The organism is Streptomyces sp. NPDC001108 (assembly GCF_053598535.1).
Genome location: NZ_JBSFKL010000006.1, coordinates 242,129 through 258,464, shown reverse-complemented (window position 1 = coordinate 258,464; position 16,336 = coordinate 242,129). Strand labels below are relative to the sequence as shown.

Sequence of the window (16,336 nt, the reverse complement as noted above, 5' to 3'; positions counted from 1 at the left end):
GCGGAGCCCCACCGGGATTCCGCCACCGAGAACCACCCGAGAATCCAGAGAATGAGGAACGCCGGCCGATGAGCGCTGCCGCCACTCCCGAAGAACAGATAGCCGGTGCGCCCGAGGCGGCGCCATCGGCCATGTCACGCCGTCAGATACTCCAGGCCATGTCGGGCCTGATGGCCGGTATGTTCGTGGCCATCCTGGCCTCGACCGTGGTCTCCAACGCCCTTCCGAGGATCATCGCCGACCTGAACGGCAGCCAGTCCTCGTACACCTGGGTGGTCACCGCCGAGCTGCTGGCGATGACGGCGACCGTCCCGATCTGGGGCAAGCTGTCCGACCTCTACGACAAGAAGCTGCTCATCCAGCTGTCGCTCTCGATGTTCGTCGTCGGCTCGCTGGTGGCCGGCTTCTCGCACAGCGTCGGCCTGCTGATCGTGAGCCGTGTGGTGCAGGGCATCGGCGCGGGCGGCCTCACGGCGCTCGCCCAGGTCGTGATGGCGGCGATCATCCCGCCGCGTGAACTCGGCCGCTACTCCGGCATCTTCGGTGCCGTGTTCGCCGTCGGCACCGTCGCGGGCCCGCTGATCGGCGGTGTGCTCGTGGACACCTCCTGGCTCGGCTGGCGCTGGTGCTTCTTCATCGGGGTGCCGTTCGCTCTGCTCGCGATCGTGCTGCTCCAGCTGACGCTGAAGCTGCCCACGGTCCGCCGCGAGGTGAAGATCGACTATCTCGGTGCCGTGCTCATCATGAGCGGCGTCAGCGCGCTGCTGCTCTGGGTGACCCTCGCGGGCAACCGCTTCGACTGGGCCTCCTGGCAGACCGCCGCCCTGGTCGGCGCCGGTGTCATCCTGCTGGCCCTCGCGGTGCTGGTCGAGTCCAAGGTCCAGGAACCGATCATTCCGCTGGACATCTTCCGCAACCGCACGGTGACGCTGACGACCGTGGCGAGCATGCTCGTCGGTGTGGCCATGTTCGGCGGCACCGTCTTCCTCTCGCAGTACTTCCAGATCTCGCTGGGCAAGACGCCGACCATCGCCGGTCTGATGAGCCTGCCGATGATCCTCGGTCTGATGATCTCGACGACCGTCGCCGGTCAGATCATCTCCTCCCGGGGCAAGTGGAAGGGCTTCCTCATCGCGGGCGGCATCATCATGACCGCGGGCATGGGTCTGCTCTCCACGATCAGCGCGGACTCCTCCTTCGGACTGCTCAGCGTCTACATGGTCGTTCTCGGCGTGGGCGTCGGCATGCTGATGCAGAACCTGGTGCTGGCCGCCCAGAACGACGTGCCCGCCTCGGAGCTGGGCGCGGCGACCTCGGTCCTGTCGTTCTTCCGCAGCCTCGGTGGCGCGATCGGTACGAGCGCCCTCGGCGCCGTGCTCGGCAACCGGGTGGCGAGCGAACTGGAGAAGGGCTTCGGCGGCGCGGCGGCCGGCGGCGGCTCCGGCCACTCCGTCCCCGACCTGAGCAAGCTGCCCGAACCGGCCCGGCACATCGTCGAGCAGGCGTACGGGGTCGCGACCGCCGAGGTCTTCCTGGTCGGCGCGCCGTTCGCCTTCCTCGCCCTGATCGCGGTGCTGTTCATCAAGGAGAAGCCGCTCAAGACGCAGAGCGGCATGCAGCGGCTCGCGGAGGAGAAGGCCGCGGCCGAGGCGAGCTGAGCCACCGGCTCCCGGTGGCAGGGGCCCGGCCGCCGTGACGGGGCGGGCTCTTCCGGACACGTGCGACACGCCGTCCGGAAGAGCCCGTGCCGGACACGGCGGCCGGGCCTTCGCCGTATCCCCGGATCCGGGACCCGTCGTGGCTGCCGGCTCCGGGCCCTGTCCCACCCGCGCGGGTCCGGGTCAGTCGTCGTGCGGCACCGGCCACACGGCCGGCCGGGTACCGCCGCCGGGCCGCTTGGCGGCCGCGCGGTTGCCGACCAGCGTCCTGCGGATCCGCGCGGCGGTCGCGCGTGCGTGCTCCGAGGTGGCGACCGTCTCGGCGGTGGCCGGGACGAAGCGGTGGGCCGGCTGCTGGCAGTACGGGCAGGGCGCGCCGTCGGTGAGCAGGTAGCCGTCCTCGCAGGCCCTGTTCCCGCACCGGCCGGGGCTCACCAGGGCCTCGGCGATCTCCTGCGGCGCCCAGCGGCGACGGTTCTCCTCGTCGCGTTCGTGGATGGCGTGGGACCAGCGGTTGCTCCAGCGGCGCTCGACGCGGTCGAGGAGCTGGGCGGCCGTGCGGTGCTCCAGCTCGCCGTAAAGGATGTCGGGGAGGGTGCGCGGCACCCGGTGTCCGAGGGCCTGGAGCAGGGGTGCGGGGAAGCCCTGCAGGACGAAGCCGATCGGGTCGCCCCCCGGGCGCTGCTTCCACTGCCGGCACTCGCAGGCACCGATGTCGGGCAGGGGCTTGCGGCAGTTCGCGCAGAGACCGCGGCAGTCGGAACAGACCCCGTCGTGCAGCCCGTCCAGATACGGGGCCGGGGCCCTGCCGCACTCCCGGCAGCAGGCGGCGCACGGACCGCACAGCCGTTCGCTGCCCTGCTGCGTCGTCCAGCTCCGCTGCTGGCAGCGGCAGCACAGGACGGTGTTGCAGTGGTCGCTGTGCTCGCCGTTGTGCCGGCCGAGTGGGGCGAAGGACATGGCGCATCCTCTTCTCGGGTGGTACTCCCTCCACCCTAAGGGCTGTCCCGGGCCCTCCACGCATGCGGAAGGAGGGGGCGCCGTACGCCTGGTACCGCTGGGGCGGGAGCACTCGGGCCTGCGCGTCGGCCACGACCACCCTTGCCGCACAGCTGCTTCCTGCCCCAGCGGCACGCCCAGCCTGCCGCACGGGCCACCCCGGGGGCCCGCGCCGAATCGCGCATCGGTACACGTATCTGTGCGGCCCCCCGCGCCCACCCCGTCGGCGTCGGCATACGTACCGGCGGCGCGCCCGGCTACGTACGGGGTCAGGGCTCCAGCACCGAGGCGATCTCCGTGCGTGAGTCGATGGCGAGTTTGGTGAGGATCCGTTCCACATGGGTGTCCGCGGTCCGCTTGGAGATCACCAGGTGCTCGGCCACCTCCCGGTTGGAGAGCCCGCGTGCGACCAGGACGGCGACCTCCCGTTCCCGGGGGGTGAGCAGATCGGCCGCCGCGGGCTCCGGCCGGGCGCGGGGCACGGTCCGCCGGGGCGAGGGCGGCCGGTCGGTGTCCGAGCGCACCGCCGCCAGGATCTCGGTCCCCGACAGCCGCGCCCCGACGCCGTGCCAGCGCTCGTACTCCGCGTCCCCCAGCGCGTCCCGTACGGCGCTCCGGGTCGTCTCCTGCTGTTCCAGCACGGCCGCGAGCATGGCCACCGGATCCCCGCTGAGCCGGCGCGCCCCTTCCGCGTATCCCAGCAGCCAGGCCGCCCGGACGTGGCGCTGCGCCAGGGCCGCGTGCCAGGACAGGCCCAGGCAGCAGAGCGCCGCGACGAGCACGTCGCCGATCTCACTGATGGCCTCCAGGGACTCCCTCAGCACCTCGGCGGCCTCGTCGTGGCGTCCGGCGAGCCAGAGGATGAGCCCCTGGGCCATCAGCGTGGAGCCGTAGAACTGCCGGTCGCCGGTGCCCTCAAGATGGGCCAGCCCCCAGGCGCACAGCTCCAGGGCTCCGTCGGTGTGCCCGAGCGCGGCCCGCAGCAGCGCGCCCTCGTAGTGGACCATGCTGATGCCCAGCAGGTCGCCCACGGCGACGATCTGGCGGCGGCCCTGCTCCATGTCGGCGAGCCCTTCCTCGATCTCGCCGCACAGGGCCCGCATCGCGCCGTTGTACGCCTCCGTGAAGAGCGCGACGCGCTGCTCGTCGCAGTTCAGCGCCGACTCCCGGGCCCATCGGAAGAGGTCCGGCGCCTCGTCGAGGGCGGCGGTCCAGGTCGCGAACACACCGGTCATGAAGAGGCCCCAGGCCCGCTCCGAGCAGTCCTCCGGCACCAGGGCGAGGCCCTTGTCGATCCAGTACCGCCCCTCCGACAGCGTGCCGCTGGCCCGCCAGTGGGGAGCGAGCCAGACGGCGAGGACCAGCCCGTCCGCCGCGCCGCCCTCCGTCGAGAAGGCGTACTTCATCGCGGCCCGGATGTCGGCGATCTGGCCGCGCACCGCCCGGTGCAGTTCGGCCTGGGCGGGAGTGATCAGCTCCTCCCACATCCGGCGGGCCGTCTCGCGATGGTGCTCGAAGTGGCGTTCGCGTACGTCGGTCGCGGTGCGGTCCTCGTCGAGGCGCTCGGCCCCGTACTCACGGATCGTGTCCAGCAGCCGGTAGCGCGCCCCGTCCTCCCCGACGCGCTGCACCACCGACTTGTCGACCAGCCCGAAGAGCGCTTCCAGCACGGCGTCGGCCGGGAGCCGGTCGCCGCCGCCCACCCGCTCGGCGGCGGACAGCTCGAAGGGGCCGGCGAAGACGGACAGCCGCGCCCAGAGGAGGCGCTCCGCCGGGGTGCAGAGCTCGTAGGACCAGCCGATCGTGGTCCGCAGGGTCTGGTGGCGGGCGCAGGCGGCGCGCTGGCCGCCGGTGAAGACCTCGAACCGGCGGTCCAGCCGGGCCACCAGCTCCGCCAGCGGCGCGACCCGCAGGCGCACGGCGGCCAGTTCGAGGGCGAGCGGGATCCGGTCGAGCCGCTCCACGAGCGAGAGCACCTGGTCCCGGTTGGCATCGGTGACGGCCCAGCCGGGCAGCACCCGGGCGGCCCGCTGGGTGAACAGTTCCACGGCGTCGTCCACGCCGAGCGGGGCGATCGCCATCGTCCGCTCGTCGACGACGTCGAGGGGCTGCCGGCTGGTGGCCAGGACGCACACCTCGGCCGCCTCCCTCAGCAGGACGTCGCAGAGCACGGCGCAGGCGTCGACCAGGTGCTCGCAGGTGTCGAGCACGACGAGGAGCCGCTGTCCCCTGATGTGGGAGACCACCGCGTCCAGCGATCCCATCCCGGCGTGCTCCGGCACCTCCAGCACGGTGGCCAGCGTCTCCGGCACCAGCTCCGGATCGGACAGGGCCGACAGCTCGACCAGCCACACCCCGTCCGGGAACCGGTCCCGCAGGCCCTCCGCCGCGCGCAGGGCGGTGCGGCTCTTTCCGACGCCGCCCGGCCCCACGAGGGTGACGAGCCGCGCCTCCTGGAACGCCTCCCGGATCAGCGCGACCTCCTCGGTCCGCCCGACGAAACTGGTCCGCTCGGCGGGGGGCTGCCCGCTGCGCCGCTGCCCGAAGCCGAATCCCATGGGGCCCCCGTGATGCTCAGGTGCCTCGCCTCTTCGCGAAGCATCAGCACAGTGTAGATGCGCGACTGCGGAGCGTTGCCGGTGCGCGGAACGGCGTACGGGGTCGTGCGGAGTTCCGGGTATCCTGCGCCCGGCGCCGGTCGGCGACCCGGCGACGGGCGACCGGCGACCGGTCAGAGCGCGAAGCTCTCGGTGTGTATGCGGGTCCGGGGCACCCCGGCCTGTACGAGTGCCGCGGTCGCCGCGACGGTCATGCCGCTCGGACCGCAGAGGTAGACGTCGCGCCGGGCCAGGTCGGGGACCAGGCTCCGCAGCGTCTGCGGTGCCAGTGGGTTGAACGAGGCGTCGGAGCGGCCGAGCAGGTAGTGCAGCCGCGCCTGACGGTGGGCGGCGATCGCCTCCAGTTCCTCGCGCAGCACCAACTGGTCCTCGCTGCCGGCCCGGTAGAGCAGGGTGATGTCGCCGGGGCCGCCGGGCAGCGTCTCGAAGAGGGCCCGTATCGGTGTGATGCCCACCCCGCCCGCGAGCAGGAGCACCCTTCGCCGCTTGCGCCGGTGGGCCGTCATGGCTCCGAAGGGGCCCGTGGCCAGCACCCGGGTGCCCGGCCTGAGCCTGCGGATGCGGCGGGTGTGGTTGCCGACCGCCTTGACCGTGATCCGCAGCCGGTCGTCCCGGACGGGCGCGGAGAGCGAGAAGGGCAGCGCCGAGTGCCAGATCCGCCGTTGCAGGAACCGCCACCGGAAGAACTGGCCGGCCTCCGCGGCGAGTTCGTCGAGCCCCTCGCCCCGCATCACGACCGAGAACACCTCGGGCCCCTCCGCCCGGACCTCCACAACACGCAGATCGTGCCGGAGCGCCTGCCGCACCGGAACGACGATCCGGTACCGGACCAGCAGCACCAGCACGGTGAGGTGCAGCAGCGCCCACATCCACCACGCGCAGGCGTTGACCGCGACGTCCGGGCCGGTCACCTGGTGCGCGACGCCGAGCGCCGCGCCCAGGTAGGTCAGCAGATGGACCGCCCGCCAGGTCTCGTGCCGGATCCGGCCCCGTACCGCGTGGGCGGAGACCGCGCCGACCGCGCACAGCAGCACGAGCCCTGCCCCGGCGAGCGCCAGTTGCGTACGGCCCAGCATCCGCAGCGCGGACGTCAGCAGGTCGTGCCCGTCGCGGGCGGCGGAACCGCACACCACGAGCAGGGTGTGCCCCAGGCACAGCAGCACCACCCAGCGCCCGCCCCACGCGTGCCACCGGGCCAGTCTGTCTGCACCCACCCCGTGTTCTACGGCGGGCACCCGCGCCATCAGGAAGAACATGACGAGCGCGCCGTACCCGGCGAGCAGACCGGTCACATGGGCGAGGTCCGCGAGGAGTTCGCCGAGCCGGGCCGTCGGCCGGACGTTCACGGCCCACAGGGCCAGGACCCACCCGCCTCCCGTGGCCACCCCCGCCAGCAGGGCCTTCGGAGACATCCGCCAGGGACCGGCCCATCGGTCGCCGGTGGCGAGGGCCCGCTTCACCACCCTGGCCGGGCGCACCAGGTACGAGCGCACGGGCCGCTCGCGGTGCCTGGTCCGCGGGGGCGCCGTGCGGGCCGGCCGGCGCACGGCGTGCCGCGGGCCCGGTATCACGTCGAGGGGCGTCGACGCGGTGCGCGAGGCGCGCCCCCGGCCCGTAGGGGCGCCTGCCGGCCGCACGGTGGAGGATTTCGCACTGGATTGGACACGGTCCCGTATTTCCACGGGATCGAACCTAGCGGCTCGAATTTCCGGAAAAGACTTCCTGTGCCCCTTGCGGAAAATCCTTAAGGTTCTCTTGAGCCTCGCTTCCGGGGCGAATAAGAATCACCTCGACCAGTGCGCCCCATGAGCCGTCGCACCCTCAAATCCGCTGGCAACGAACGGACTTCGACCATCCGAATCGGATATCGTCGGCATGCGGCGGCCGATGGCCCGCCGGGCATCTCCCCTTGTGTCGTCCACGATCCCCCACGCTCCCTCGGCCCCGCGAAAGTACGCCGGCCGGGAACCGGAGGCGGCGATCCGGCACATGACACCGGACCAGAGAACAAGGAAAGTCATGCACGACTCGATCGGGCCTCTTCCCTGTGCGCGTTCACGCCGCAGGTCTCCGAAGGCCGTCGTATGACGGGGCCGCTGCCCGAGGGCGGGCGCGCCGCGCGCCGGAAGGCCGCGAAGCGGAGCGGCAGGCACACCGCCGTACCGTCCCCGAAACGCGGCGCGCGCCGGCACGCCTCGCCCCGGTCCCGCGCCCCGCTGGCCTCCCCCACTGTCCCGCCGCCGCCCATGACCCGCGTCGAGGCCCGGCGCGCGGCCCGGGCGCGGAAGCCGGGCGCTGCCACGGTGGCGGGCCGGGTGGGTGGTGAGGTCCTCATCACCACGGGGGCGCTGATGCTCCTCTTCACCTCGTACCAGCTGTGGTGGTCGAACGTGCGCGCCCACAGCATCACGGGCAGCGCCCGTCACGAGCTGGAGCGCTCCTGGGCGCACAGCGGTGGCGGACCGGACGCGTTCGAGCCCGGCCAGGGCTTCGCGATCCTGCACATCCCCAAGCTGGACGTGGTCGTGCCGATCGCGGAAGGCATCGACAAGACCCGGGTCCTGGACCGCGGCATGGTCGGCCACTACGACAAGGACAGCATCCCCACCTCGATGCCGGGGGCGAAGGCGGGGAACTTCGGAGTCGCCGGGCACCGCAACACCCACGGGGAGCCGTTCCGCTACATCAACCACCTGCGGCCGGGGGACCCGATCGTCGTCGAGACGCGGGACACGTACTACGTCTACAAGATGGCGAGCATCCTGCCCCGGACCACGCCGAAGAACATCGCCGTGCTGGATCCGGTGCCCGCCGGTTCGGGCTTCACCGCGCCGGGCCGCTACATCACGCTGACGACCTGCACACCGGAGTTCACGAGCACGTACCGGATGGTCGTCTGGGGCAGACTCGCCGAGGAACGGCCGCGCGCCGAGGGTGAACCGGCGGAGATCCAGGAACGGTGAGGCGCCGCGGGCGCGGTGCGGAACGCGTCGCGCGGCTGCCGGTTCTCCGGCAGCCGCGCGTGGTCCGTTCCTCGGGGCCCCGACCGGTCCGGGCGGGCGGTCAGGCGGTCGACTGGTGGGGGCCGGGCACCGTCACGAGCTGCGCGGGCTGTACGGATACGGCCCCGGCTCCGATCATGGCCGCCTGGGCGGCCCGCCCGCGCACCGCCGTCCTCGGGGCCGTGAGCGCCGGGGGTTCCGCCGGCGAGGGGGTGCCGTACGGGCCGGGGAGGACCGGACGGTCCTGGATCGCCTCGTACCCGGCCGGCGTCTCCGCCGCGGGTTCGGGCCAGTAGACCGGCGCCGGGACCAGTCCGGGAGCGCCCTCGACACCGGCGGGGGTGAGTTCGGACCGGCCCCAGGGCTCGGCACCGACGGGCTCGCCCCATTCCTGGCCGGCCATCGAGGCGTGCCGGCCGCCCGGGGCGGGGCGTGCGGCCGGGGTCGCGGAGCCGTCCGGGCCGGCGGTGCGGGTGCCGGTCTGCGGGGCCGGGGCAGTTCCCCGGGCCCGTCGGGGGCGCGCGGCCTCGCCGTCGGGGGCGTAGCTCCGCGTGTTCTCCGCGGCGGTCGCGACGACGCCTTCGGCGGGGCGTCCCCGGCGGCGCCCGGACGCTCCCGGGCCGGTGCGGACGGGCGTCCGCGCGCTGTCCGGGAGGGGGTCCGGAACCGCCCGGCGGGCGTGCCGGCGCCCGGTCCCGCCGATGACCGCGACCTCCGCGGCGGGCCGGACCGGCCCCGCGTCGTCCCGGTGGGCGGGCGACGGCGCCCCGGGGTTCCGCCCGGAGGGCGGGTAGGGGATGTCCATGACGTGGACGCCCCCGCCCGTCCCCGGCACCTCACGGGTGCGGACCGTACCGCCGTGCGCACCGACGATGCCGTGGACGAGGGCCTGGTGGACCGGGTCGCCGCCGGTGTGCGGTCCGCGCACCTCGACGCGTACCGCGTCACCGCGCGGGGCGGGCTCGACCGTGATCGCGACCAGCGGATCGGGGTGGCCGGCGTCCGTGGCGCCGATGCCCGCGACGTCGGCGATGAGATGCGCGAGCGCGGTGGCGAGGCGTTCCGGGTCGGCCTCCGCCTCCACCGGCGGGGTGTTCACCTGGAAACGGAGGCGGCCGGGGCCGGCCAGTTCGACGGCGCGGTCGATACCGGCGTCGACGACCCGGTCGAGCAGTACGCGGCTCCGGCGCAGTCCCTCCGCCCCCGTGTCGGACCGCTGATGGCCGAGGACGTCGTCGATCAGGGCGGCCGCCCGCGTGTATCCGGACACCAGGTGGTTCAGGAGCCGGTGGGCCTCCGGCCAGAGGTGGACGGCGTCGTCGGCCGCCAGTGTGCGGAGTTCCGCGGTCAGCTCCGCCAGGGTTCCGTGCAGGGCTCCGTCGAGTGCCGCCGTGAGCTGGGTGTTGCGGGCGGTCAGCGCGGCGAGCCGGTCCCGTTGCCGGTCCAGTTCGGCGCCGTGCCGCTCGGTCAGTTCGGCCAGTTCGGCCTCGTGCTCCTGTACGAGCCGCTCGTACGGGCGCTGGTCGGTGAAGGTGAGGACGGCCCCGACGAGCCGGCCGCCCTCACGGACCGGGGCGGTCGCGATGTCGACCGGGACGCGGGTGCCGTCCCGGGTCCAGAGGACCTGCTCGCGGACCCGGTGGGCGCGGCCGGACCTGAGCGTGTCGGCGAGGGGCGACTCCTCGTACGGGTAGGACTCGCCGTCCGTCCGCGAGTGCAGGATCAGTGAGTGGAGGTCCTGGCCGCCGAGTTGACCGGCCCGGTATCCCAGGAGCCGTGCCGCCGCCGGGTTGACCAGGACGACCCGCCCCTCGATGTCCGTCCCGACGACGCCTTCCGAGGCGGCCCGCAGGACCATCTCCAACTGTTCGTGCGAGCGGTTCAGTTCGCCTTCGGTGTCGATGGTGCCGGTGAGGTCCCGCATCACGAGCAGGAGCAGACGTTCACCGGCGTGGTCGTACGGACCTCGGCTCCCGCCCCGGCCGTCCAGGTGGACGCCGGTGACCTCCGCGGCGAACTCGCTCCCGTCGGCGCGTCGCGCGGTCATCCGCTCGGGTGCGGTGCGGAACGGGCCTTCGACGTCCTCGGGGAGCGGGACCGAGCCGGGGAGGGACCGCGGGTCGAAGCCGGGCAGCAGGTCGAACAGCCCACGGCCCACGAGCACGGCACCGGGCATCTCGAACATGCCGAGCGCCGTGGTGTTGGCGTTGACGATGGTGCCGTTGCCGTTCACGATCACGAGGCCATCGGGGAGGGCATCGACGATGGCCGCGAGGTGGTCGGCTCCTCGGGACGGTCGGTTGTTCACGACGGCGCTTCCTTCCTTGACTGTCCGACCCCGCCTTGCCGGTTCCCCGGGGCATGTCGTCGAACCGCCACCTGCCGGGCGGTGTCTGGCACGCCAGGGGCCCGACGGATTCCGGCCGGCCGGAGTGCGGGCGGATGGGGGCTGTTGACTACGGCGGCCGGCCCGGTCGGCACCGGGCTGTTCGGGCCGCCACGGTGCCGAACCGCTCCCCCGGCACACGACCGCCGGGGGACGGGAGAGGGGTCAGCGGCCGGCCGCGGTCGAGCGGCGTCGGCCGACGGCGAACACCGCGGTCGCGCCGGCGGCCAGGACCGCCGCCCCCGCGACGGCGATGTAGCGGGTGGAGCCGTCGCCACCGGTCTCGGCGAGCGTGGTGTGCGGGGACCCCTCGGCGGCGCTGTCGACCCGGGGCTCGTCGGCACCGGTCGGTGTCCCGGCGGCGCCCTGCGCGGTGCCGGCCCCGGTGGAGGCCGGGGCGGCCGCTCCGTGACCGCCGTGGCCCTGGTGCTGGACGGAGGACTTGGCGGCGCCCTCCTCGATCTCCTTCTCGGTCGGCGCGGAGGCGGTGGGTGCGGCGGCGCCGCCCTTGGCGCCGCCGCCGAAGACGACGTCCGAGCAGGTGTAGAAGGCCTCCGGGGAGTCGGAGCGCTGCCAGATCGAGTAGATGAGATGGCGCCCGGACCTCGCGGGGACATTGCCCTGGAACACGTAGTCGCCGTTCTCCATCCGGGGGTCGGCGACCTTCACGAAGGGCTGGGCCTCCAGGTCCGACCATTTCAGCGGCTTCGACGGGTCGTAGGTGTCCTTGGTGATGTACAGCTCGAAGGAACCCTTGTGCGGGGCGGTGCCCTTGTAGTGGAAGGTGTGGGCGCCCGCCGCCATCTTCGTGGACGGCCAGTCGGTACGCGGCAGATCCAGGCCCCGGTACGTGTCGTTGGCGGCGCTGCACAGCTTGCCGTCGGGGATGATCTGCTTCGACTTCCCGGCCGCGTTCGCGATGTTGACCGCGTTCCAGTCGTAGAACGCCTGCTTGCCACTGGCGGCGATCGCCGCCTTGCACGCCGCGGACGTCGGCGATTCCACGCCCTCCGCGTAGCAGGCGGAAACCCGGCTGACCGGGTCCGTCATCGAACCGTGGGCCGATGCGGGAACGCTCGACAGCGCGGCCAGAACCAGTGAGGCGGCGCCTGCGGCGGTGCACGCGGCGGCCTTGCGGCGAAGGGTCATGGGGAAGAACTCCTCAGGAATGACGACGTCCGGGAGCAGGCCGGCGGGGCGGCCTTTTCGGCTCGATGCCTCCGCGGCCCGGCGATCAGCAACCTAACCCCGAAAAACGCGTCGGCCGCCCTTCCCGAGCACCGGCGGGCCATTCTTATGGATGCCTTAAGGCATACCTCAGGTTGTACTCACGCAGACCCCGGATTGGTCCGGACCGATTCCCCCGGAACGGGCTCGCGCACCGCCCGATGCACCTCTTCCTCCCGTGTTTCCCGGTGAGTTGGGCACCACCGGTAACGATTCCGGCTCGCTAGCCTTATCCCAGCCCTATGACCGGCATTCCCCGGGAACGGAGTTCCTAGGATTCCCGTGTACCCGGGTGGCGCAGCAAGCCCCGCCCGCGTCCGTACGTATGCCGCAGGCATCCACCGCGCCCCTTCATCGACCAACGGCGCGGATCGGCCTGCTTTCGAGGGGAATTCCATGTTTTCTGTCTTCAGACGCGGCGCCGCCCGTCTGGCCGCCGTCTCCCTGGCCTCGGGTCTGCTCGCGACGGGGGCCATGGCCCTCGCCGGACCCGCCGCGGCCGACGAGAGCCCCCTGGGCACGGGCGGTGCCACCGCGAAGCTCGGCGGCCTGACCGACTACGGGCCGGTCACTATCGAGGAGAAGGACGGGAGCAAGTGGTCCGTCGGACGCGCGGGCCTGTTCGAGATGCGGACCGGGCAGGGGGGCACGCTCTCGACCTACTGCATCGACCTGCGCACCGGGGCCCGGCAGGACTTCCACTACAAGGAGGTCGGCTGGGACCAGTCCTCCCTGCACGACAACGGCGACGCCGGGAAGATCCTCTGGGTCCTGGAGAACTCCTACCCCGAGGTCGCGGTGGCCGACCTGGCCAAGAAGGTCGGCGCCAAGAACCTCGACGCGAACGAGGCCGCCGCGGGAACCCAGGCCGCCATCTGGCACTTCTCGGACCGGGTGGCGGCCACCCCCACGGACCCCGACGCCAAACTGCTGACCGACTACCTGCTCGGCCGGGCGGAGAGCCTCCAGGAGCCGAAGGAGTCCCTGGTGCTCTCCCCCGCCTCCGTCGCGGGCAGGTCCGGTGACCGCGTGGGTCCGGTCACCGTCGCCACGAACGCGTCGACCGTCTCCCTCGCCCTCGCTCCCGGCGCCCCGGCCGGTGTACGGATCGTCGATGCGGACGGCAGGCCCGTCGAGAACGCCGCCAACGGTGACCGGGTCTTCCTGGACGTCCCCGCCGGTACCCCCGACGGATCGGCCGAACTGACCGCCCGGGCCACCACCGGGGTTCCGCTCGGCCGCGCCTTCGTCAGCACGGACGGCCCCAGCCAGACCCTCGTCCTGGCCGGGTCCAGCGATGCCGCCGTCACCGCCAAGGCATCCGCGTCCTGGGCGAAGAAGGGGGCCGTCCCCGCCGTCACCGCCGCCACCGACTGCGCGAAGGGCGGCGTCGACGTCACCGCCACCAACCAGGGTGACGAGCCGTGGACCTTCACTCTCAAGGGCGCGCGGTACACCGTCGCCCCCGGTGGCACGAAGACCGTGACGGTCCCGGTCGCCGAGGACTCCTCGTACGACCTCACCGTCACCGGCCCGAACGGCTTCGAGGAGACCTTCCGGGGCATCCTCGACTGCAGGACGGCCGCTCCCGGCACCAAGCCGTCGACGGCCCCCTCCGCCGCGCCCGCCCCCACCGCGCCCGCGGACCAGGTCACCGGTTCCACGACCGGCGGCGGCGACCTCGCCGAGACCGGCGGTTCCAGCGCCACCCCGATGATCGCCGGCGCCGCCGCCCTGCTCGTCGTGGTCGGCGGCGGCGCGGTGTTCCTCCTCCGCAGGAAGAGCGCGAGCGGCCGGTGAGCCACCGGCGCGGCTGACGGCCGTCGTCGGACGACGGCACGGAACGCGCAGGTCGCGGCCCCGGAGCGGATGGTCGCTCCGGGGCCGCGCCCCCCGTTTCCGGGAGGGGCTTTCAGGCGTCGAACACGGTGAAGAGCGCGCCGTCGGGGTCGCGGATGACGAAGTCGTCCGTCGAGGGCCCGCCGTTGGACGGGGACACCGCTCCTCCCGCGGCGCCGGCGGCGGTCGCCGTCCGCGCGCCGTCCCCGACGCGGAAGCCGACGACCCACCGGGGCCTGATCGCGGGGTCGGCGGCGCTCCCGACCCCGCCGCCGTGCAGGGTGGCGACCGTGTGCCCGTCGAGTCCGATGTGGACGTGGCCCTCCGTGTAGTCGACCGTGCAGCCGCCGGGGCGTTCGGCCCAGTCGAAGACCTCCGCGTAGAAGATGGCAGCCTCGAAGGCGTGGCGGGTGCGCAGGTCCAGGCGGGCGGGGGCGTCGCCCCGGCCCACCGACCAGGTCAGGGCCGTTCCCTCCCAGAATCCGAAGATGGCGCCGTCGCGGTCGGCGGCGATCGCGGCCCGGCCCTCGCCGAGCTTCACCGGCCCGACGGCGAGGGTCGCGCCACGCTCCCTGACCCGGTCCGCGGTCTCGTCCGCGTCGTCCACCGCGAAGTACGGGGTCCAGACCGCGGGCGGCCGGGCGGTGCGGGAGCAGGATCCGAGCCCGGCCACGGGCAGCCCCCGCGCCATCGCCACGCAGAAGTTGTCGCCGAGCGCGCTGTCGACGAACTCCCAGCCCAGGGCGGACCGGTAGAAGCCCTGGGCCGCGCGCAGATCACGCACGATCAGGCTCACCCAACAGGGTGCGCCGTTCACGGGCCTGATCCTTTCCAGGGCCTCCATGCGCTGCTCCTTCGGGCTTCCCCACCGCCGCGGCCGGTACGGCTTCGTGCTCCCACCGTGGACCCCGTACGGCGTACCCGCACCCGGGCGGCCCCGCCCCCGCGCCCGTTCCCGCGCCACGACCGGCCGAGGTGGCTCCCACCAGCGGTGATGCGCGCCTGGGGAGGTGTGCCGGCCAGTGTCTGCCCGGTCCGGGTCGGTCAGATCCCGGCCGCTTCGGGGCGGTGCGCGGGGAGCCAGCCCTCGGCGTAGGCGACGGCGTCGGCGAGGCCGAACAGCCGCGCCCCGGCGCCGCCCACCGCGCCGCGCAGCACCGGGCGCTCCTTCTCGTACGCCGCGCCCAGCTCGTCGAACCGTTCCGAGGAGATCATGGTGTCGCGCACCGTGACCCAGCGGCGCCCCTGCGGTGTCACGGCGGCGAAGGAGTTGTCCGTCAGTGGGGCGGGGATCCGGTATTCGGCCAGGTGGAAGGCGGTGCAGGAGTCGTATCCGGCGCCCAGCAGCAGGATCCGTGCCCCGCTCTCCTCCAGCCTGGCGAGCGGGCTGCGCTCGCCGAGGCGGCAGTCGGGCGCGTGCCCGTCCACGATGGCGGCGGCGCGCGGGCCCACGGCGGCGAAGGAGGTCTGCGGATGGGAGCTGCGGAGCGCGCCCGGCCAGGTACGTACGGTCTCCGGTACGACTCCGACGCCGAGGGTGCGGGTGGTCCGGGTGTCGAAGGCCGGGGTCGCGGCGCGGATCCCTTCCCACCATGCCTCGGGCACGGGCGGGTTCGACCAGAGCGCCGGATCGGAGTTGTCACCGGAGTGGGTCGGCACGACCAGGGTGCCCTCCTCGCCGAGCACGTCGAGCAGCGCCATGACGACGGCCACGGGGCCGCCGCAGACCCAGCCCAGCGAGCTCAGCGAGGAGTGCACCAGCACGGTTTCACCGGGGCGCAGTCCGAGCGTACGGAGATCGGCCGCGAGCGATGCGCGGGTGCACATCGGGCCGGAGACAGGTTTGGCTGACATGAGCAGGCATTATCCGGCCATGACTCCGCCGGGGCCATGGAGTTTTCCCGCCCGTTCCGTATCCCGCGCGGCGCCCGGTCGGTGCCGGGCGGCGAGCCGGCTCCACCACCGGTCAGGGGCGCGGTCCCGCTCCACTCAGAATCCGTCCGAGGGGTGCGCCAGGGCGAACTCCTCCGCGAGGATGCCCATCAGGACGAGGTCCTGGTGACGCCCGCCGACGTACACATGGTCGCGGAGCCGGCCTTCCTCGACGAATCCCAGTCGTCGGTGCAGGGCCAGTGACGCCGTGTTGTACGCGAGGATCCGGGCCTGGCAGCGGTGGAACCGCCGCTCGTCGAACATGTGGCGCAGCAGGAGCCGTACGGCTTCGGCCGCGTACCCGCTGCGCCGGTGGCCGGCGCCGATGACGACCCCGTACTCGAACCACCCGGCCCTCGGGTCGGTCTGGAAGGAGCCGACTGCCCCGACCATCTCCCCGGTCTCCATCGATTCGACCGCCAGTTGGAAGCAGTCCGCGTCGAGGGCGGCGACGGACAGTTCCTTCGCGCGGGCGCGGTGCTGCTCGGCCGAACGCGGCAGGCGGGGCAGGTCGCCCGTGCCCGCCTCCTCCTCGGCGAAGCGCATGAGGGCGGTCCAGTCGTCGGGCTCGATGCCGCGCAGCCGTATCCGCTTTCCCGTCCAGAACGATGTCATGGGCGTCATCGAATCACGGCGGCTGAGGCGGCGTCCAGGTCGGCGCACCCCTCTGACCAG

The 16,336-nt window shown here is 73.2% G+C and carries 11 protein-coding genes; 3 read left to right on the top strand and 8 right to left on the bottom strand.

Annotated elements, in window-relative coordinates:
- Positions 1–68: 68 nt before the first annotated feature.
- Entirely contained in the window at positions 69–1,658 is a 1,590-nt protein-coding gene (locus ACWC97_RS16535) for an MDR family MFS transporter (RefSeq protein ID WP_450649916.1), read from the top strand.
- Between the two features lie 183 nt (positions 1,659–1,841).
- Here the strand turns inward: ACWC97_RS16535 and ACWC97_RS16530 are convergent, their stop codons facing one another.
- From ACWC97_RS16530 to ACWC97_RS16520, 3 genes are all read right to left on the bottom strand, one after another.
- Entirely contained in the window at positions 1,842–2,618 is a 777-nt protein-coding gene (locus tag ACWC97_RS16530; protein ID WP_450649914.1) for a hypothetical protein, read from the bottom strand.
- Positions 2,619–2,926: 308 nt separating this feature from the next.
- Entirely contained in the window at positions 2,927–5,215 is a 2,289-nt protein-coding gene (locus ACWC97_RS16525; RefSeq protein ID WP_450649912.1) for a LuxR C-terminal-related transcriptional regulator, read from the bottom strand.
- Between the two features lie 173 nt (positions 5,216–5,388).
- Positions 5,389–6,768: a ferredoxin reductase family protein gene (locus ACWC97_RS16520; protein WP_450649910.1), complete on the bottom strand. Its 1,380-nt coding sequence runs from the start codon at positions 6,766–6,768 to the stop codon at positions 5,389–5,391.
- Between the two features lie 360 nt (positions 6,769–7,128).
- On the opposite strand from ACWC97_RS16520, the gene ACWC97_RS16515 reads away from it, so the two are divergent.
- Positions 7,129–8,238, top strand: coding sequence for a class E sortase (locus ACWC97_RS16515; RefSeq protein ID WP_450650091.1), 1,110 nt, complete (start codon positions 7,129–7,131; stop codon positions 8,236–8,238).
- Positions 8,239–8,338: 100 nt separating this feature from the next.
- Here the strand turns inward: ACWC97_RS16515 and ACWC97_RS16510 are convergent, their stop codons facing one another.
- Positions 8,339–10,585 (bottom strand): PAS domain-containing protein, encoded by a 2,247-nt coding sequence (locus tag ACWC97_RS16510; protein WP_450649908.1) that lies wholly within the window; start codon positions 10,583–10,585, stop codon positions 8,339–8,341.
- Positions 10,586–10,828: 243 nt separating this feature from the next.
- On the bottom strand, positions 10,829–11,812 hold the full coding sequence (locus ACWC97_RS16505) for a lytic polysaccharide monooxygenase auxiliary activity family 9 protein (protein WP_450649906.1): 984 nt from the start codon (positions 11,810–11,812) through the stop codon (positions 10,829–10,831).
- Positions 11,813–12,286: 474 nt separating this feature from the next.
- Here ACWC97_RS16505 and ACWC97_RS16500 point away from each other — a divergent pair, with 474 nt between their 5' ends.
- Positions 12,287–13,690 (top strand): LAETG motif-containing sortase-dependent surface protein, encoded by a 1,404-nt coding sequence (locus tag ACWC97_RS16500; RefSeq protein ID WP_450649904.1) that lies wholly within the window; start codon positions 12,287–12,289, stop codon positions 13,688–13,690.
- A gap of 112 nt (positions 13,691–13,802) precedes the next feature.
- Here ACWC97_RS16500 and ACWC97_RS16495 read toward each other — a convergent pair whose 3' ends face one another.
- From ACWC97_RS16495 to ACWC97_RS16485, 3 genes are all read right to left on the bottom strand, one after another.
- The gene (locus ACWC97_RS16495; RefSeq protein ID WP_352278744.1) at positions 13,803–14,573 is read right to left on the bottom strand and encodes a VOC family protein; all 771 of its coding nucleotides are present in this window, start codon (positions 14,571–14,573) and stop codon (positions 13,803–13,805) included.
- Positions 14,574–14,773: 200 nt separating this feature from the next.
- Entirely contained in the window at positions 14,774–15,583 is an 810-nt protein-coding gene (locus ACWC97_RS16490) for an aminoglycoside N(3)-acetyltransferase (RefSeq protein WP_450649901.1), read from the bottom strand.
- A gap of 135 nt (positions 15,584–15,718) precedes the next feature.
- Positions 15,719–16,276: a GNAT family N-acetyltransferase gene (locus ACWC97_RS16485; protein ID WP_450649899.1), complete on the bottom strand. Its 558-nt coding sequence runs from the start codon at positions 16,274–16,276 to the stop codon at positions 15,719–15,721.
- Positions 16,277–16,336: the final 60 nt, after the last annotated feature.